This window comes from Dyadobacter sp. CY323 (assembly GCF_021390245.1).
Lineage (GTDB): Bacteria > Bacteroidota > Bacteroidia > Cytophagales > Spirosomataceae > Dyadobacter.
In genome coordinates this window covers 106,131-125,901 of the sequence record NZ_JAJUXH010000020.1, presented here as the reverse complement: position 1 = coordinate 125,901, position 19,771 = coordinate 106,131, and the positions used below count along the sequence as shown (strand labels likewise).

Below are 19,771 nucleotides of genomic sequence, written 5' to 3'. Positions count from 1 at the left end.
GTCGTATGTCATCACACCTATATTTGTTTTATAATTTATATTATGTTAAATAGAGTTTTAATAACGCTTGTGGTAATACTATGTGTGGCAATCCCCCGCTGGTACTATGTCAGCACATTTGCCATATCCTTACCATTCTGGGACCAATGGGATGCTGAGGGAGATTATCTGCTTCGACCATACATGGAAGGTAAGTTACGGCTGCGCGAATTATGGCAACCGCACAATGAACACAGAATCTTTCCGACAAGACTGCTTTCTTTACTGATCTTCGAGATAACCGGCGAATGGAACAATTTGACAGAAGCTTTCGTCAATGTTTTTTTGGCTGCGTCGATTCCCGCGATACTCGTTTATACGATCCACAAACATCGGGATCTGGCTGGATTCAGATGGTTATTTGTCCCAGTGTTATTAGCACAGTTTGCATTGCCGTTTTCTTTTGAAAACTATTTAATTGGATTCCAGAGTCAGTTTTACTTTCTGGTCTTATTCACCGTATCGGCCCTGATCATTGCCGCATATGTCCCCGACAATAAATTCAGGATTCCCGGGATCATCACTTTATGCGTTCTGAGTGTTATCACGATGGCCTCCGGTCTGCTCACGCCCATTACCATTGCCTGCGTCTTTTGCCTGGATTGGTATATGAACAGAAACTATCCATCTCGCAACGTCTTATCCTTCGGCTTGCTAATACTTATAGCTTTATTCGGGTTTCTTATCCTTCCTGCCACCGCCGGTAACGAAATTTATAAATCACGAGATGCATCTGAATTTCTTAGTGCGGCAGCATATATGTTGAGTTGGCCTGTGGTTGAAAACAAGTGGGCCTCCCTCCTTTGGCTTCCGGGTGCAGTTATGATCCTATTTCTGCTGCTCTCTAAAAAAATGACGCGCCCGGACCTGCTCCTGGCTGGCTGCTACATCTGGAGTCTTTGCCAGGCTGTCGCCATCGCTTATGGTCGCGGTCAAAATCTTACCATAATTTCTTCCAGGTATACAGAGTTGCTCACTATTGGGATTGTGAGTAATGCATGGTTTTCAGTCAGGTTTATTGAGGAGTCGGGCAACCGCTGGTATCGGTGGTCGTTTCTGCCATTCTTTTTCATTTACTTCACTACTCAAAAAGGAAGACTGAAGTCGGATATGCTCGATGTCCGCAAGACACATCGCTACTCTATATTCCAAATGGAAAATGTAACTGCCTATCTTGAAACGAAAGATTCTGCCTACCTGCAAAAGAAGGAACGGGAAATTCCGTTCCCCGATCCTGTTCGGCTAAAATTACTTCTTGACAATCCAACTCTGCAAAGTACCTTCCCCTCCCCGCTTCGCGAAAGTCTGGAAAAAGGACATAAAAAAAGCGCCAGATAATTCTGGCGCCCGCATTCGAAATCTAAATTTTATTGCTCGTCAACACATGCAACTTGCTTCGCGGTGAACTGATCCAGAATTCCGTTTACAGTAGCTAGGGTTTCCTTCGCTTCTGCTTCATCCTTAGCCTGGATTGCTTTTTCAAAATAAGGTTTCGCCTTTTTGAATTTTCCACACACGCGACCTTCTACTTCCTTGCCTTTCTGCTGATACTCGGTCATGTTCATATTATCAACTTCGCCTTTCAAAATAACAGCTTCGTTGAAATAATAAACACCCAGGTTGAACAATGCATCATAGTTAGCAGCATCGATTTCCAAAGCTTTCTTGTAATTCGCAATCGCTTTGTCGCTCGCCTCTTTTTGTTTTGGTTTCAACTCAGCCAATTCCTTTTCAAATGCTGCGTTGTCGCTGCTTCCTGCAGATGCCTGTGCATTTTTAGCTTCTGCTTCCAAAGCCGCAATCGCAGTAACTGTTTCTTTTTTCTTCGTATTTACATCAGCCAACTGTCTTTTAAGATCGGCATTTTTCGGTTGCTTTTTAATCAATGCACCAATTCTCTTGATCTCGCCATCATACACCTCGATTTTACCTTTTTCGCTTTCCAGGTTTTTAGCGGCGCTGGCAGCAGACTTACTCCCCGCTCCCATTTTACTATTGATTTGCTTGATCTTGTCACCGGCCGTTCTTTGCATATTGTCGTAAAGAATCGCCAGGTTCACTACATTCTGAACATTCTTAGGATCTGATACGGCTAATGCTTCCAGCTCCTTAATCGCCTGATCCTCTTTACCAGATGCAAGCAAAATATTCACTACTTCCGCTTTAAGATCCTTGTTGCCCGGTGCCTGTGCCAAACCTTTATTCAAAGTTTCAATTGCTTTATCAAAGTTGTTTTCAGCACGGTACAATTGAGCTAAACCGTAATATACGCTTGGATCTTTTCCCCCATTGGCAGCATATTTTTCAAACTGCGTTTTCGCAACATCCTTTTGGTCAAGCTGCTGTGCCGCAATACCTCCGTAGAGGGAGGCCAATGTATCCTTTTTATTGATTTCCTGAGCTATTGTAAACATTTCAAGTGCACCAGCCAGGTTTTTGGCTTGATACTTTTCTGCACCTTGTCTTACAAACGCATTGAAAAGGTTGGTACCTTCTCCCCCATCCAAAATAGTCTGGGCTTCTTTAGCAGATTTACCTGGCTCTCCTTTTTTGGTTTTGTCCAGTTCCACTACCTTTTTGTATGATTCATATGCAACTTTCGCAGCGTTCGAATCCACCTGTGATGCCTGAGAAGCTATGTTTTCATGCAACTTTGCACGTTCCATCCAAAATGCTGCTTTCGCGCTGCTTTTTGGATCAGATGCATCTTTGTCGCTTTTCTCTTTGTCTTTCCGGAAACCGTCCACCAACAGCTTGTTAGCGGCATCATCCTGCTTAGCAGCATCCTGTGCGTAAGACGCAAGGCCGAAAAAGCTAAGAGCAGAGACTAAAAACAGTTTTTTCATAAAAAGTTAACTTTGGTTGTGATTGGTTGTTCGACCGATAAATATAAATCAATTAATATAAAATTTTACAAAAATCATGCCTCTGGATCGTCAGAAGGATCATTTTCATCTTCCTCGTCGTCTTCAAGCACTTCATCATCCTCCTCGTCGAGCTCGTCGGATACCAGCAATTCCTCGTCCGCGCCACCTTCTACCGGTGCAACTGTCCTGACAATTGGGTTGCCTTCTTCATCCAGTTCCTCCGCTTTTTCATCGGGATCTTTCAGAATTCTTGTAACCGAAGTGATCTCATCCGAATTGTTCAGTCTGATCAGCTTCACACCTTGAGTGTTACGTCCGGCCAGACGAATATCGAGCACGCTCATTCTGATCGCAATACCATTTCTGGTTATAATCATGAGATCATCCTGCTCTGTCACTTCACGAATGGCTACCAGTTTTCCAACTTTATCGGTCGCATTCATGGTGGAAACACCTTTTCCTCCTCGTTTTGTGATTCGGTAACTATCTATTGCTGAACGTTTTCCAAAACCATTTTCAGAGACAACCAGCAATTGCGCATCTTCACGGTTAATACACACCATTCCAATCACTTTGTTACCGGGCTCATTCAGGTTGATCCCGCGGACACCGGCAGCGGTACGTCCCATCGGGCGAACCCCTTTTTCGTTGAAGCGAACCGCACGTCCCGCACTCGACGCGATCACGATATCGTTGTCGCCATTGGTCAGAGCTACATTCAACAGCCTGTCGCCTTCATTAATGGAGATTGCGATGATACCATTTGTCCGCGGACGGGAATATGCTTCGAGCAGGGTTTTCTTAATTGTGCCCTGCTGGGTACACATAATGAGGTAATTATTGTTGATATAATCCTCATTCGTCAAAGTCCTAACGTTGATCACTGAACGAATGGAATCTGAACTCTCAAGACTGATGAGATTCTGGATCGGGCGACCTTTCGAAGTTTTGCTTCCCTCGGGCACTTCGTACACCTTCATCCAGAACAACTTACCGAATTCAGTAAAGATAAGCAGGTAATTGAGCATCGTCGCAGAAAACAAATGCTCGGTAAAATCGGTATCCTTGGTTTTTACGCCACGTGAACCTACGCCTCCCCTGGTTTGCGTACGGTATTCCGCCAGTGGCGTCCGTTTGATATAGCCTTCGTGCGAAATGGTAATGAGCATTTCGTCATCCGGGATCATGTCTTCGTCGCTGAACTCTTCTGCCGCGAATTCGATCTTGGTTCTGCGCTCGTCACCATAACGATCTTTGATCTCGCCAAGCTCCGTCTTAATGATATCGAATTTGCGGTATTCGTTTGCGAGAATGTCTTTCAAGTCCGTGATCAAAATCATGATCTCTTCGTACTCCTTCACGATCTTATCCCTTTCGAGACCTGTCAACCGTTGCAAACGCAATTCAAGAATCGCTTTTGCCTGAATTTCGCTCAACTCGAACGACTCCATCAAGCCATTTTTCGCAACTTCCGGATCGCGTGCATTGCGGATCAGGGTAATGACGGCATCCAGATTGTCGAGCGCGATCAGCAAACCTTGTAAAATATGCGCCCGCTTCTCAGCTTCACGCAATTCGTATTCGGTGCGGCGGGTAATGACTACGATCCGGTGATCGACATAATGCCTGATCAGATCTTTCAGGTTTAATGTAACCGGACGACCTTTTACCAGCGCAACGTTATTTACACCAAATGAACTTTGTAATGGTGTGTATTTGAACAAATGGTTCAGTACAATATTAGGTATCGCATCTTTTTTCAGATCAAAAACAATGCGCATACCATCCCTATCCGACTCGTCCCTGATATCCGAAATGCCATCGAGCTTTTTATCGTTAATCAAAGCTGCAATCCGTTCAATCATCGCAGCCTTATTGGTCATATAAGGAATTTCTGTGATGATAATTTGCTCGCGGCCCGTTTTGGATACTTCAAACGAAGCTTTCGAACGCATGATAATGCTACCACGACCCGTTTCCATTGCAGAACGAACGCCCTGATACCCATATATGATCCCGCCTGTCGGGAAATCAGGAGCTTTTACATGCTCCATTAATTCAGGAATGGTGATCTCGTTATTGTCAATATAGGCCAGTACCCCGTTAACAACTTCGGAAAGGTTATGCGGCGCCATGTTGGTCGCCATACCTACTGCGATACCCGAAGAACCATTTACCAGCAGGTTGGGAAACTTGGCGGGAAGAACGGTGGGTTCACTTAAAGAATCATCAAAATTCGGCTGAAAATCAACGGTGTCTTTTCCGAGATCATTCAGCAATTCGTCGGCTAGTCTTTTAAGCCTTGCCTCCGTGTAACGCATCGCCGCCGGATTGTCCCCGTCAACCGATCCGAAATTACCTTGTCCGTCGACGAGCGGATAACGCAATGACCATGGCTGGGCCATACGCACCATGGTATTGTAAACTGATGAATCACCATGCGGGTGATACTTACCTAAAACCTCCCCTACTATACGTGCTGACTTCTTGTGTGACCGGTTGTAATTGACGCCCAGATCGGACATTCCATAAAGTACACGTCTGTGTACAGGCTTCAAACCATCACGAACATCGGGCAAAGCTCGGGATATAATTACGGACATCGAGTAGTCGATGTATGCTCCACGCATTTCATCCTCAATGTTAATCGGGATGATGTTTTCTCCTGAAGATTCTGCCATAAAGTATTAGAAAAGAATCGAAAATGTTAAGATAGCAGATTAATAATGTTCAACTACCCAAAAAATTAATACAAAACTGATTTTAGCAAAAAGCCAAATTTCGCGATTTTAAGGCATTCAAACAAACAATCTTGGAGGCTATTTCGCAAGTTCGTTCGCTTCTGTCATTAAAATTCCCTTTCTTCCTGCTTATTAGTAAAAGCACATTTTCCTATCAACCCGTTATGCCCTTATTACTCACCTTTATAGCCATTTTAACGCTTGTTATTCTGATTGCCTGGCTGAAAATTGACACTTTTATTTCTTTTTTATTAGTCTCGATCGGCCTCGGCCTCGCCAGTGGTCTCGACGTTGAAACGGTAAGTAAAGCGATCCAAAAAGGGGTTGGAGGTACACTGGGAGATCTGGTATTGATTGTAGGATTCGGTGCCATGCTGGGGAAGATGGTGGCCGACAGCGGCGCCGCTCAAAGAATCACGGATGCATTGATCGGGCTGTTTGGCAAACGTTACATTCAATGGGGAATGGCGCTGGCGGGGTTTGTGATCGGTATCCCTCTTTTCTATAATGCCGGTTTTGTAATTGTAATTCCCTTGATTTTCATGATCAGCGCCACTGCCCGGCTTCCGTTACTATATATCGGAGTGCCGATGTTGTCGGCGCTCTCGGTAGCACACGGTTATTTACCTCCCCACCCCTCGCCTGCCGCCATTGCGAGCCAGCTTCAGGCGGATTTAGGTAAAACCTTATTCTACGGGATCATCGTCTCCATCCCCGCCATTGCCGTTGCCGGACCGATTTTCGGTAGTACACTCAAACGTTTTCAACCCAAACCAGACGAAGATCTCTTCAACGTAAAACCCCGACCAACCTCGGAGCTTCCGGGCCTCGGCATTAGCGTGATCACTGCATTGTTACCTGTTTTCCTGCTTACAACTATGTCGGGTGTCAAACGTGTTTATCCCGCTAACAAGATCATCGGACTGCTCGCTGAACCTTATTTCGGCATGCTCGTTTCCGTCCTTTTCGCAGCGTACACACTTGGAATTATGCGTGGAATGGATATGAAAAAGATCAGTAAATCAATGGAAGAGGCGTTCAAAGGCGTTTCCGTGATTTTACTGATCATTGCGGGCGCGGGCGTTTTCAAAGAAATCATGACCGCCAGCGGCGTTAGTACATTCATTGCCGAAAGTCTGAAAGGGATCGATGTGTCGCCGCTACTTCTGAGCTGGTGTATTGCAGCCATTATCCGTGTTTGTGTAGGCTCTGCAACCGTTGCAGGCCTAACGACCGTGGGTATACTTTCTCCATTACTGGTCAATTCAACTGTCCCGCCGGAACTGCTGGTACTCTCCATTGGATCAGGCAGTTTGATGTTTTCGCATTTAAACGACGGTGGCTTCTGGCTTTTCAAAGAGTACTTCAACCTGAGTATTAAAGACACCCTGCTTACCTGGTCGGTGATGGAAACAATTGTCTCCATTATGGGATTAGTGGGGGTTTTAATCTTAAATTTGTTCGTCTAATTACTTTAAAACCACATTTTCAACTTTCCGACGACTCTCAACCGTGTCGCCTGGAACTATCTATTTCTACTCTTATGGAAAATACGCCTGAATCAAATTTCGCTAAACTAGGACTTTCATTACCTCCCGCGCCTAAACCTATGGGCGTATATAAGCCACTTCTTATTGTAGACAAGCGCTGGGTTTACGTGTCAGGCCACGGGCCCGTTCAGGACGACAGTACCCTCATTAAAGGCCGTGTCGGAAAAGACCTGGATCGGGATCAGGGAAAGTCTGCGGCGCAGCAGGTTGGGTTAACGATCCTTTCTACATTAAAAGAAAATCTCGGCAGCCTCGACCGCATCAAAAGAGTTATTAAAGTTTTGGGTATGGTGAACGGCACCGTTGAATTTGAAGAACATCCATATGTTATAAACGGATGCAGTGAACTGTTCGCAAAAGTGTGGGGTGAGGAAAACGGGATCGGCGTACGTAGTGCCGTCGGCATGGGTACCTTGCCTGGCAACATTCCCGTTGAGATTGAAGTAATGTTCGAGCTCGAGGAGAAGTAATCATTCATTCATTCATTCATTCATTCATTCATTCATTCTATCATTACAATAATGCCTTGGTTCAAGCTCAACAATCCCGATGCGATAATCTCTCCGTCCCTGCTTTTTTATAAAGATCGCATCGAGGCGAATATTCGAGGCATGATTAATCTTGCCGGTGATGCGGATCGATTGATACCACACGTCAAAACGCACAAATGCCCCGAAATCGTAAAAATCCAGCTTGAAAAAGGCATTGGTAAGTTTAAATGCGCGACCATCGCCGAAGCTGAGATGCTTGCCGGTTGTGGCGCTAAATGGATTTTGCTGGCGTACCAAATGGTAGGTCCCAACATTTCAAGACTTTTTAAATTAAGGCAGGCTTATCCTTACGTCAACTTTTTATCGCTGGTCGATAACGAAGCGTCCGCGGATCAGCTTAATGCGGCTTCGCTTGATAATGGGTTAATCTCCGGAATTTTTATTGATGTGAATACGGGAATGAACCGTTCCGGCCACGCGACCGATGAGCGGTTGCTTTCATTATACAGTTACATATCTTCGCTTTCCCATCTTGACTTTGTGGGTGTGCACGCATACGACGGCCACATCCGGAACCCGGAATTCACCGAGCGCAAAATCACTGCCGATGAAGCATTTAATAAATTGTTACCACTTTTAAATCACATCAAAAATGACTCGGGAAACGAGCCGATGATCATCGCCGGCGGGTCACCTTCATTTACCGTTCATGCATTACGGCCCAATGTATTTCTGAGTCCGGGTACCAATGTACTTTGGGATTGGGGATATGGTGACCGGTTTGACGGGCAACCTTTTGAACATGCCGCTGTGATCCTGACACGCGTGGTTTCGAAGCCGGTACCTGGCATTGTCACCATAGATCTGGGACATAAAGCGATATCAGCTGAAAATCCGATCGAAAACCGTTTGAAATTATTAAACCTTACCAATTATACTGTGATAGGTCAAAGCGAGGAACATGGTGTCCTGCAGGTGGGTACCGAGACCTGGGATTCCATGCAGATCGGAGATGCTCTATATGCAGTTCCATACCATGTTTGCCCGACGGTAGCACTCCACGATTTCGCGACTATCGTAGAAAACGGAGAGGTGACCGACGAATGGAAAATAACCGCCCGCAGCCGCAGAATTACAATCTGACCAATTCTAAACCTTAATCATATGTTCCTATTTGATGCCCATCTCGACCTTTCCATGAATGCCGTGGAATGGAACCGGGATTTGACTCAAGATCTTTATGCCATCCGCGACCGCGAGAAAAATCTGACCGATAAGCCCGACCGCGGCAAAGGCGTGGTTAGTTTTCCTGAAATGCGCAAAGGAAATATCGGTATGTGTGTCGCTACGCAAATCGCGCGTTTTGTAAAACCCGATAGCAAAATACCCGGCTGGAATTCGCAGGCGCAGGCCTGGGCTCAGACGCAGGCGCAGGTAGCCTGGTACAAGGCCATGGAAGAAGCCGGCGAAATGGTTCAGATCACTACCTCGGATGGTCTGAATGCACATTTGAAACGCTGGCAGGAAGCTGAGTCAACCGAAAATCTGCCTATCGGATATATTCTGAGCCTGGAAGGTGCCGATTCTTTTATCAGCCTAAAAAATCTTGAAATCGCTTACGGTTACGGCCTGCGCGCAATCGGGCCCGCCCATTATGGCCCCGGAGTGTATGCCTACGGAACCGATTCTGACGCTCCATTAGCTCAAAAAGGGAAAGACCTGCTTGTGGAAATGGACAAACTCAACATGATCCTCGACGCAACGCATTTGTGCGACACCGCATTTTGGGAAGCGCTGGCTATTTTCAAGGGGCCGGTTTGGGCGAGCCACAATCTGGTACGCGCCATTACCCCCCATAATCGACAGTTTTCGGATGAAATGATCAAAGCGTTACTCGAACGGGGTGCGGTGATCGGCATGGCTTTCGATGCCTGGATGATGATCCCGGGCTGGGAACGCGGGAAAACCACACCTGAGGAAACAGGGCTGAAAATATCGCACATTGTTCAGCACATTGATCACATCTGTCAGATCGCTGGAAATGCAAATCATGTGGGAATTGGTTCTGACCTGGACGGAGCTTATGGCAAAGAACAATCCCCCGGCGACCTGGATTCGATCGCCGATTTACAGACGATCACGTCACTTTTAGCGGATCGTGGTTATTCTGAGGCAGATATCGAAAAGATCATGTGGAATAACTGGGTAGATTTCCTGCAAAAGAACTGGAAATGAAAAATCTAATATTTTCTTAATATTATAATAAACTGAGTTTGAAGAAAGCTTTGCACCTTGCATACAGGTAGCAAAGCTTTTTTTATTTAAGGAATATTAACATCTGCTTATTTGGAATTATTATAAATAAATAGGACTTTTGTTATGTGCACTTCATCAACAATAACCAGGAGCATAATTGCTAAAATCACCCATTTTCCCAACGAACAAATGTCAAAAAAATATAAAATTTCATTCAGAACCCGAATCAAGAACAACAAGTCGTTTCAACGATTGCACGACTGCCTCAAACAATTGAATGTAAAACACTGGGCTTACGATTTTCAGGACTTTCTTCTCACATTAACCTCTGAACTATCCGATTTCAACCGCATTCAGGCGGTGTTACGCTCAGCGGGCTATGTATGTCATTTCGTCAAACTGGAAAATCTGGATGAAAGCGGGAATATGGCCATCAGCTGATTCGCAGTGCGTTACTCGCCAATTGAGGAAACCATGAAGTTTAAAAAGTGGAATACTTCTTCCTGACTCCGGATGTGGTTTTTAGCTGCGGACAGATCGTCGCCGATCTTGATGGTAAATGCAGTATCCGGCAATGCTTCAAACATATCTTCATCCGTGGTATCGTCGCCGATAGCGAGTACGAAATCGAATTCGCCATTTTCTACGAGCGTACGTGCAGAGGTTCCCTTATTGAATGCGGTTTTTTTAACCTCCACGACTTTACTACCATCGATCACCTGAAGATTCAATTCGGGCTGAATGTAGTTTTTAAGCTGCCATAGTAATTCCTGCGCACGCCTGGTTGCATATTGTTTGTCGTCGGCGGTACGGTAATGCCAGGCCAGTGCAGTTTCTTTTTCCTCGACAAATGCGCCCGGGCAGCGTTTTTCATACAAGTCCATAATCGGACGAATGCTGTCTTTCCAGTTTTCCTCATAACTTTCATTAAGTTGCCAAGTCTCGGAACCTTTCATTTTTATGAGAGCACCATGCTCGGCGATCATGTGCACCGGCATATCTGCAAACAGTTTATCAAGAAATTCTTTATCGCGTCCACTCACGATAACCACCGTGTCGCGCCGCGCGATTTCTGTCAAAAGCTTCTTAATATCTTCTGAAATAATGGCCTGCGCGGGATCGGGCACGATTGGCGCGAGTGTTCCGTCGTAGTCGAAAAACAAGATTCTGTTACTTGCTGATTCATATGCCTGCCGGATCGCATCGATCCCTTTGGTGGTCAAAAAGACTTGACGTAACCGCTCATGTTCTAATTCTAACATTGTCATCTGGGTAAAAAAGTCATTGGTCCAAGCAAAAACGTCATAACTCTGTATCCGTTCCCGCATGGCTTCCATACGTTTTGTTTGTTCTTCCTCAGGCATTTCGAATGCGGTCTTGATCGAGTCCGCAATGTCTTGTCTGTCAAGTGGATTGATGATCAGCGCCTCGCCGAGTTCGGCTGCGGCCCCCGCCATTTCGCTCAGGATCAAAACACCTTTGCTATCCTTCCGGCTTGCGACGTATTCTTTGCACACCAGGTTCATTCCATCTCTCACCGGAGTAATCAGCGCCACATCGCTGGCTGTATACATTCCCAGCATTTCGGTGTATGCCATGGACCGGTATTGGTAAATGATCGGTTGCCAGTATATATTCCCAAAATCTGCATTGATTTTCCCGACAGTCTGATCGATGTCGGACTTCATTTGCTGATATTGTTCAATGGTATCCCGCGAGGGCACGACGACCATCACAAACGAAACCTTCTCGTGCCACTCAGGGTACCGTTCTAAAAACCGCTGATATCCGCGCAAACGATGAATGATACCTTTCGAATAATCGAGCCGGTCCACGGAAAAAATGATTTTCTCTTTCAACGATTGCCTCGCTTCATATCGTGCAGCCGCTACTTCGGGATCATCGTAAGCCTCATTGAATTTATTGAAATCAATGCTGATCGGGAATGAATCGACTTTTACGATCCGGTTACTCATATTAATGTAATGCAGCTTATTGCCATACCCGGAAACCAGTCTGGCCGCTTTCAGGAAATACTCTACATAATCATTGGTATGAAAACCCACAACATCAGCCCCAAGCAAACCATCGACGAGCATTTTGCGCCAGTGTACGGGCAACAAACGGAACAGTTCGAATGATGGAAAAGGGATATGAAAGAAGAATCCGATTTTATTCGTGGGGTATTTCTGACGGATCAGCTCGGGCAGCAGCATTAACTGGTAATCCTGTACCCAGATCACATCCCCGGGCTGAATGATCTCATCTAACTTATTAAAAAAGAGCTGATTCGCTTCCTGATAGGCTTCGAAATAAACGTCATCGAACCGGGCGAGCGACGGGAAGTAATGGCATAATGGCCAAAGCAGGTTATTACAAAACCCTTCGTAATAATTTTCATTGGTTTCGTCCGAAATAAAGACCGGATGCGCCTGAAACGATTCGTTTGCCATCGACTGACCTTCCAGTTCCTCCGCGGTATTTTCCGAAAATCCAACCCACTGGATCTTCTCTGCCTGATTGAATGCGGCACTTTCCTGATCTTTAACCAATGAAAGGACTGCCGAAACCAATCCTCCCGAATTTTGGATCAACTTCACTTCATCGTTTTCCATCACCAGCTTAAATGGCAGGCGATAGGCCACAATGATTAATCTTCCCGAATTTTCTGACTGAGCTAAATTTTCCATAGATTGAAAGCCTGCGCTCAAAAGCTGTGCCAAACAGACAAAATAAAAGCAAAAAGCCCCGATGCATCCAATTAATACGTCATACATTCCTATGAGGGCGGAATCCAGGATAAAAAGCGCATGGATATTTCAACCGACAAATCCATGCACTTCAACATCTTACCAGTCTCCGTTTTGCAGCATACTGTTTTTATATTAGCTTAGCACCTGCAACCTCTTTCATCACATTACCGGAATCGGAGTAATCCGAAGACAAGACACTCCATGGTTTTGCAGGCAAATTCGTTTGCTGTTTTCCATAAATGAATGTGATGGATGACCACAAATACAGGTTTCAAATACCTTAGATTAGTCAATGACTACAATCTTGTAATCGCAGATTAATACTGTGCCACTCGTTGTTGTGGGTTGCGGGCGATCAGAAATGATCGCCATTTTTTTTGGATGCGATTTTCATTGTAACTTCCCAACTTAAAATTGGATTTTATCCCCAACCTCCTTGCTATTCGTTAAATGCACCTATTCGGGTTGATACGCTTTGCTTTCATTCTGATGTTATTGAACCTGTCGAGTCACAAGGGTCAAGCACAGTTTGAACATTGGGTACATAAAACACACGCTCAACGGTACCAGTCTATCCGGACTTACATGAACCATTTATTTGCGACCCGGAACGACACGGCCACCACCTACCAATCGCTCCGAACGCTTAAAGCCGTTGCCCTCCGAGCGCGTGATCACGAGCTTGCCCTCGAAGCGGACTATGTGCGCGCCTCGCTGACTATCGAGATTCCGGGTATAGCGAAAAGCAAGGTCGTCCAGGAAATTAGCGCATTGATCGATAAGGCCAAAGAAGAGGGCAACCTGCAGATTGAGATTCGGTCGCGAATGCTTCTCAGGCACTATTACTGGTATTTTACCAAAAACTATGAACAGGCATTTGAGGAATTTTTAGAAGCTTACCCATTGCTTCAAAAAGTCAGCGGAAAAGAGTTTCCTGAAAAGGCGGTGACACTCAGCCATATGGGGGAATCGTATTACTTTTTTGCTGATTACAAAAATGCCATTCGCTTTTCCCGGGAGGCACTTACCGCCGACGTCATTTACGAGCAGCGGGGTGTACATAATATTGCGATGACTACTATCGGATTGAGCTATGTAAAAGAAAACAAGCTCGATTCGGCCGACTATTATTTTAACCGGATCCTGCATAATCTGGCAATCCATGATTATGCCGTCTGGAAAGGAATTGCTCAGGGAGATCTGGGGCAGACTGCCTATCTCAGAGGTAATTATCAAAAAGCGTTACCGTTATTGCGGGCGAATGTGAACCAGGCATTGATCATCCAGGACCATTCGCAGGCTGCAAAGTCGCTGACATTAATGAGTGATATTTATTTCCGGCAAAACCGTATCGCCGATGCCGGGACTACCATGAAAAAAGCCAGGGAAAGTATACGGATATCGGGCTTGCCAAGACCATTGGAACATCTCTTTCAGATTTTTGCAAAGGTGTACGCTGCAAAAAATGACCTGCACCTTACCAGTGTATACCTGGATTCTGCCAATCTCATCAGGGATAAATCTGCGAATGAATTCAATACCATTCAAATGCTGCGTGCGGCGGAAAAGTCACAGCTACAAGCTCACCGGGCATCACTTGAACGTATTAAGGCGGAACAACTTATCAAAACGCTCGAACGCAATATTCTGCTGATCCTGATCATTCTGATGATCGTGCTGGTTTTCTATTTTTATAAAACTTACTATTACCAGGCCCGCGAAAAACAACGGATCATGAACGATCAACTTATCCGGGCCGAGCAGGATCTGAAATTAGCGTCGATTCAACTGGAAGAATTTACGCGTAGTATTTCCGAGAAAAATCAGCTTGTAGAAGAACTCACCGCGAAATACGGGGTAAATGTAAATGATGCCGCGGTTCAGGAACTGCAAAAAATCACCATTCTTACCGATGAACAATGGGATTGTTTCCGAACACTGTTCGACAAAATCTACTGGGGATATCTGTCGCGGTTGAGGGAAAAACTTCCTGGCCTTACCCCTGCGGAAACCCGGTTTATGGCGCTGGCGAAGCTGAACCTTACCTATAAGGAAATGGCAAGTACGCTCGGTATTTCGGTCCAAAGTGTCCGGGTGATCCGGCACCGGCTCAGGAAAAAGTTAAATCTTCCCGAAGAAGCAGACTTGAAAGAAGTAGTCGGGTCCATTTAGAAATAGGTCTACAGAAAATAAATGTGTCTAATCGCCGCTAAAACAGGCACAAACAAATTGAAATGTTTTTGAAATGCTGATTTTTTGCAGTTTTTGCCAGTTAGTTCTACATTTACATCCATAGATTTAGCCCTTCATCCTATGCGACCCGTAAAACACAAGTACTTTATTTTACACTCCTTATTGCTCGTGCTGCTCGCTTTTCTGACAATCTGTAAATGGCATAACAACCAGTTGGCGCAAGCTCCTAAACAAGAAAAAACAAGTCCCTCTCTATCCCAACAACTTACGATCCGCTAGACAGTCTGTCCAGGCGGATCGTTTCACTTTAAGTCGCGTACCGTTTTTCAGGCAACAATCTTGACGGCTTGTCTTGCAATCAGAACCCATTTATTTCCCTGTTTCTGCCAAACCTGCAGAACTTTAATATTAGCCGTTCCAGGTCCTTTTCCCGCATCATCGGTTTTAGCAGTCAGGATGTGACGAACGATTGCTGCATTTCCGACGATCTTTATCGTTTGTTCGGTCAAATCCATGGTCACGAAATCGTACTTTTTGCTCATCAACGATTCCACGAATGTTTTTTGATCTTCTACGAGGCCATTAGAATGCCCGTAACTGAGTTCTTTCGCTGAAATCGCTTCCAAACCTTTTTGTGCGGGTTCAACCAAAAGGGCTTTTAATTCTTCCACCGCTTTCGCAACTTCCGATTCTTCTTTACTCTGGGCCATAGTCATTTGTGAGATCATTAGGAACGTTATGATGAATGCGAAATGCTTACTCAGCCGAATTTTGGGGATAATGCCTGCCATTTAAATAGGATTAAGGTGAAGATTCTTAGGGTTAAAACAAAACACCGGTGATTCTATACTCTCCCGTTTCACACTTTCCATTTCGGAATCTAGTACCGGAGATTGTAGCGTGGTTTGAGAATGCCAAAAGCCATCACCAGCATCACTTCAAAAAAATTAATAAACAACTCCGTTACTTCTTTTTCAGAGCTCCGTCTAAATAGAGGAAGCAAACGTCTTCTTGACTGCTGATGAAAAAGTGGTTAAAAAAATAATGGAAAGTTTCATGTAATGGAAACTTTTTTTACCTTTGATGAAATGATTGAGAAACTGTTTGAGGTTCTGTTCCTTGAAGAATCATTTGAATTTTTGAAAAGCCTTGACAAGAAGCATTCGGAGAAAATACTTTACAATGTCCGAAAGGCCCAGGCGAAAAACGATCCCGAGCTGCTCAAAAAACTGAATAGTGACATTTGGGAATTTAGGACGCTTTATCAAGGTCATCAATATAGATTGCTTGCGTTTTGGGATAAAACCTGTTCTGAAAAAACGATGGTGATCGCAACTCATGGTTTTGTGAAAAAACAAAGCAAAGTGCCTGACAATGAAATTGGCAGAGCTCTCAATTTGAGAGATAGATATTTTCAAAAACAATAACTTAATAAGAACGCGATGAAAACTTTCACTCTTGAAGAAGTTCAGGATCAGGTAATTGGTAAAGTTGGTACACCTGCCCGCGACAAATTTGAGTATAACCTCCAAATCGACCTTGTTGGAAAGGCGATCAAGCAAACCCGGCTCGAACGCAAGCTCACACAAGAAGAGCTTGGAAAACTGATCGGGGTACAGAAAGCACAGATTTCTCGGCTCGAAAGCAATGCCGGGAATGTCACCATCGACACTTTATTGCGGGTTTTTGGGGCTTTGAAGGCAAAAGTAATGTTGCATGTCGAGCTGATGTGAGTGCGGGCGTGAAACCGTAATGTTACGCATGCCGAGCAATTAATACCTAAAAGCATTTTACTGCCAATACAAATTCCTAAATACAACCAATTACTCCATGACGATCAGAGAGCTTTTTTACAGTCACGAAGGAAATCTAATTCATAAATGGGACCATTACTTTGATATTTATGAAAAGCATTTCGCCAAATATCGGGGACAAAAAGTGAATATGCTCGAAATAGGAATTTCACATGGCGGCTCTATGCAGCTCTGGAAGAAGTATTTCGGAATTGACGCACATATTTACGCCATTGATATCAATCCCGACTGCAAAAAGCTTGAAGAAGAAAACACGACTATTTTCATTGGCTCGCAAAGTGATGAGAATTTCCTAAAGCATGTAATGAGCCAACTACCTGAACTGGACATCATTCTGGATGACGGCGGGCATACGATGAACCAGCAACTTGTGTCGTTTGAAACTTTGTATCTTAAAGTGAAAGAGGGAGGATTGTATGTTGTCGAAGACACGCATACTTCATACTGGACGGAATTTCATGGGGGATTAAAAAAACCAGGGACATTCATCGAGCATTCAAAACATCTCGTCGATACGATTTATGAGGGTCACATTCATGAAAAAGATAAAATTGAATTCGACGACATTACCCGGCACATTAATAGCATCACCTTTTACGACAGTGTTGTGGTGTTTGAGAAAGAAAAGCGCAAAAAACCATTTCACAAACAAGTGGGAAATAAGACGATCACGCCATATGTACCTGTTGAACTGAAAAAGGAAACGTTTTGGGAATCGCTTACAGGCAAATTTAAGCCCAAACAAAAGCACAGCTTTGAAGAGAATAGCGGGGGATTTGTTGAGAAATCCTGATCGTAAATTTATATATTCAATTTGATATCAGACATTTAACTTGTTCGATTATCTGAAAGGTGGAGAAAATTTATCCGAATTTCCGGACGATTCCCCCATCGGTTTCTCAGGCGGATACCAGCAAAATATCCACCGGCTTGGAGTAACGGTATTCGTTGATAAATGCGCTGTCGTCACGATCACCGCAACTCATCCAACTCTACAACTTTCGGCGTTTTTGTTAGCAAATGAATAATCAGCCACGCTACCAGATAAGTGAATCCGCAAATCGTGAAGATGATATTATAGCCGCCTTCCAGGTTTCCGGCGGCTTTGTAAGTGTCCAGTAAGCTTCCAATCAAAATCGGGAAAAGGATCCCTCCTACTGCACCCGCCATTCCGCCTATCCCAACCACCGAACTTACGGCTTGTTTTGGAAATAAGTCAGACGGTAATGTGAATACATTGGTTGCCCAGGCCTGGTGCAGAGCAACTGCGAAACTGATCAACCCAACCGCTACCCATACGTTTCCAGCGAATTGGATCAGGATTACCGACAATTCCAGGCACGCAAATGCAAGCAATACGGTCTTCCTCGCTTTCAGGGTTGGCCAGCCTTTATTGATCAGATAGGATGAAAGATAGCCTCCCCCAATACTCCCGATCGTTGTTGCCGTGTAGATCAGCATTAACTCCAGACTTGGTTTTTTGAGGTCCAGGTCGAATGTGGATGCAAAATAAGAGGGTAACCAAAATAGGAAAAACCAGTAAATGGGATCAATTAGGCCTTTTCCGGTGATATATGCCCAGGTTTGCGGGAAGGTAAAAAGCTTGATCCATTGTATCGGTTGCTTTTCGGCATCATTTTCATCCTGATCCTGTCCGCTCGTAATGTAGTGCAGTTCTTCGTCGGTGAGGCGCTTTTGCTTCGCGGGGATGTCGTAAAAGATGATCCAGAATATTAGCCACACGAAACCTAATGCACCGGTGATCCAGAAAACTTCCTGCCAACCATACCTGCTTAGTATCCAGGGCACAATGATGAGCGCAACAACTACCCCGACACTTGTTCCCGCATTAAACAGGCCCGTTGCAAGTGCCCGTTCTTTTTTTGGAAACCACTCGGCAACCGTTTTTACTGCCGCTGGATAATTTCCTGCCTCTCCAAGGCCAAGCCCGATGCGGGCGAGTCCGAAACCAAATGCACTTCTTGCCACGGCATGAAGCATACCCGCCACACTCCAGAAAACGATTGTAAACGAGTACCCGGCTTTCGTGCCGATTTTATCGATTAACCAGCCAAAAACGAGTAGCCCTACCGCATAGGCAGCGGTAAATGCCATTACGATGCGGGCAAAATCAGTTTCAGTCCATACAAACTCTTTTTCCAGGATAGGTTTCAGCAATCCTATAATCTGACGATCGAGGTAATTGATCGTAGTCGCCGTAAAAAGCAGGACCACGATGATCCAGCGATAGTTCTTGATTTTACCCATTACCAGGAGAGTTTTTGAACGAATTCGCGGAAGTGATTTTTCAAGCCATCCCAATTTTTTTCCTGAATCATTTTTTTGTCAAAAAGCTGCCCGCCGATTCCCAGACCATTTGCTCCGGCTTTCAGGAAAGCGGTCATATTTTCCAGACCTACCCCGCCGGTTGGCAGCAATTTCAACTGGTTCATCGGTGCTTTAAGATCCTTGATGTATTCCGGACCGAGCGACGTCGCCGGATAGATCTTCACCATCGTGGCACCTAACGTCCAGGCATTATAGATTTCAGTCGGGGTAAATGCTCCCGGGAAAATCGGGACCTTCTTTTTTACACAGGATTTGATCACTTTTTTGTTGATGACCGGTGTCACGATGAACTGTGCACCGGCCTCTAATGCGGCTTCCAGATCATCTTTCGTACAAACTGTTCCCGCGCCGATATTCAAACCGTCGCTTTCATTTGCCAGTGCATACCTGATCATTTCGGTCGCGCCGGGCGTATTCATCGTGATTTCAATGGTGGTGAGGCCCGCTTCCCGGTAAATCGGCAGGATCTGTTTCACATCTTCCAATGCCACATTTCTGATGATCCCTACTAATGGCGCTTTTCGGAACAGTTCTTCCGAGAATTGATCTTTACCCATGATTCGCTTTGTTCAGTATGAGTTTCTGGTTGTCAAATATTCGGACGTAGGCCGTTGTTGCCGCTTTGTACACGATTGGCGGATGGCATTCGGCAGTCGGCTTTCGGCAGTCTCTTTATCTTTTTGATTACATACGACGATTGACAGTCAATCGTCAAACA

At 44.9% G+C, this 19,771-nt stretch carries 16 protein-coding genes; 10 read left to right on the top strand and 6 right to left on the bottom strand.

Annotation, left to right across the window (positions count from 1 at the left end):
* Positions 1 to 42 precede the first annotated feature (42 nt).
* Positions 43 to 1,377 (top strand): hypothetical protein, encoded by a 1,335-nt coding sequence (locus tag LZG72_RS23805; protein ID WP_233877639.1) that lies wholly within the window; start codon positions 43 to 45, stop codon positions 1,375 to 1,377.
* A gap of 29 nt (positions 1,378 to 1,406) precedes the next feature.
* Here LZG72_RS23805 and LZG72_RS23800 read toward each other — a convergent pair whose 3' ends face one another.
* Both LZG72_RS23800 and gyrA read right to left on the bottom strand, forming a co-directional pair.
* Positions 1,407 to 2,885 carry a lipopolysaccharide assembly protein LapB gene (locus tag LZG72_RS23800; protein WP_233877638.1) on the bottom strand — a complete coding sequence of 493 codons (1,479 nt, stop codon included), beginning with the start codon at positions 2,883 to 2,885 and terminating at the stop codon, positions 1,407 to 1,409.
* A gap of 74 nt (positions 2,886 to 2,959) precedes the next feature.
* A complete protein-coding gene (gene gyrA, locus LZG72_RS23795) occupies positions 2,960 to 5,587 on the bottom strand; it encodes a DNA gyrase subunit A (RefSeq protein ID WP_233877637.1) in 2,628 nt (875 codons plus the stop codon).
* A 224-nt stretch (positions 5,588 to 5,811) separates the two neighbouring features.
* On the opposite strand from gyrA, the gene LZG72_RS23790 reads away from it, so the two are divergent.
* From LZG72_RS23790 to LZG72_RS23770, 5 genes are all read left to right on the top strand, one after another.
* Entirely contained in the window at positions 5,812 to 7,116 is a 1,305-nt protein-coding gene (locus LZG72_RS23790; RefSeq protein ID WP_233877636.1) for a gluconate:H+ symporter, read from the top strand.
* Between the two features lie 74 nt (positions 7,117 to 7,190).
* Complete coding sequence (locus tag LZG72_RS23785; RefSeq protein WP_233877635.1) at positions 7,191 to 7,667, top strand: RidA family protein; 477 nt, start codon at positions 7,191 to 7,193, stop codon at positions 7,665 to 7,667.
* Positions 7,668 to 7,718: 51 nt separating this feature from the next.
* A complete protein-coding gene (locus tag LZG72_RS23780) occupies positions 7,719 to 8,831 on the top strand; it encodes a D-TA family PLP-dependent enzyme (protein ID WP_233877634.1) in 1,113 nt (370 codons plus the stop codon).
* A 21-nt stretch (positions 8,832 to 8,852) separates the two neighbouring features.
* Positions 8,853 to 9,923: a dipeptidase gene (locus LZG72_RS23775; RefSeq protein ID WP_233877633.1), complete on the top strand. Its 1,071-nt coding sequence runs from the start codon at positions 8,853 to 8,855 to the stop codon at positions 9,921 to 9,923.
* 210 nt (positions 9,924 to 10,133) lie between these two features.
* Complete coding sequence (locus LZG72_RS23770) at positions 10,134 to 10,385, top strand: hypothetical protein (protein WP_233877632.1); 252 nt, start codon at positions 10,134 to 10,136, stop codon at positions 10,383 to 10,385.
* Positions 10,386 to 10,396: 11 nt separating this feature from the next.
* Here LZG72_RS23770 and LZG72_RS23765 read toward each other — a convergent pair whose 3' ends face one another.
* Positions 10,397 to 12,634: a bifunctional alpha,alpha-trehalose-phosphate synthase (UDP-forming)/trehalose-phosphatase gene (locus tag LZG72_RS23765; RefSeq protein ID WP_233877631.1), complete on the bottom strand. Its 2,238-nt coding sequence runs from the start codon at positions 12,632 to 12,634 to the stop codon at positions 10,397 to 10,399.
* A 648-nt stretch (positions 12,635 to 13,282) separates the two neighbouring features.
* Here LZG72_RS23765 and LZG72_RS23760 point away from each other — a divergent pair.
* Positions 13,283 to 14,869 (top strand): hypothetical protein, encoded by a 1,587-nt coding sequence (locus LZG72_RS23760; RefSeq protein ID WP_233877630.1) that lies wholly within the window; start codon positions 13,283 to 13,285, stop codon positions 14,867 to 14,869.
* 347 nt (positions 14,870 to 15,216) lie between these two features.
* Here the strand turns inward: LZG72_RS23760 and LZG72_RS23755 are convergent, their stop codons facing one another.
* On the bottom strand, positions 15,217 to 15,681 hold the full coding sequence (locus tag LZG72_RS23755; protein ID WP_233877629.1) for a nuclear transport factor 2 family protein: 465 nt from the start codon (positions 15,679 to 15,681) through the stop codon (positions 15,217 to 15,219).
* Between the two features lie 270 nt (positions 15,682 to 15,951).
* Between LZG72_RS23755 and LZG72_RS23750 the strand changes: the two genes are divergently transcribed.
* From LZG72_RS23750 to LZG72_RS23740, 3 genes are all read left to right on the top strand, one after another.
* The gene (locus LZG72_RS23750; RefSeq protein ID WP_233877628.1) at positions 15,952 to 16,317 is read left to right on the top strand and encodes a type II toxin-antitoxin system RelE/ParE family toxin; all 366 of its coding nucleotides are present in this window, start codon (positions 15,952 to 15,954) and stop codon (positions 16,315 to 16,317) included.
* A 15-nt stretch (positions 16,318 to 16,332) separates the two neighbouring features.
* Positions 16,333 to 16,623, top strand: coding sequence for a helix-turn-helix domain-containing protein (locus LZG72_RS23745; protein WP_233877627.1), 291 nt, complete (start codon positions 16,333 to 16,335; stop codon positions 16,621 to 16,623).
* A gap of 97 nt (positions 16,624 to 16,720) precedes the next feature.
* Positions 16,721 to 17,497 (top strand): class I SAM-dependent methyltransferase, encoded by a 777-nt coding sequence (locus LZG72_RS23740; protein WP_233877626.1) that lies wholly within the window; start codon positions 16,721 to 16,723, stop codon positions 17,495 to 17,497.
* A 179-nt stretch (positions 17,498 to 17,676) separates the two neighbouring features.
* Here the strand turns inward: LZG72_RS23740 and LZG72_RS23735 are convergent, their stop codons facing one another.
* Complete coding sequence (locus tag LZG72_RS23735) at positions 17,677 to 18,972, bottom strand: MFS transporter (protein WP_233877625.1); 1,296 nt, start codon at positions 18,970 to 18,972, stop codon at positions 17,677 to 17,679.
* Positions 18,972 to 19,610 (bottom strand): bifunctional 4-hydroxy-2-oxoglutarate aldolase/2-dehydro-3-deoxy-phosphogluconate aldolase, encoded by a 639-nt coding sequence (locus LZG72_RS23730; RefSeq protein ID WP_233877624.1) that lies wholly within the window; start codon positions 19,608 to 19,610, stop codon positions 18,972 to 18,974. Before LZG72_RS23730 ends, LZG72_RS23735 begins: the two co-directional genes overlap by 1 nt.
* Positions 19,611 to 19,771: the final 161 nt, after the last annotated feature.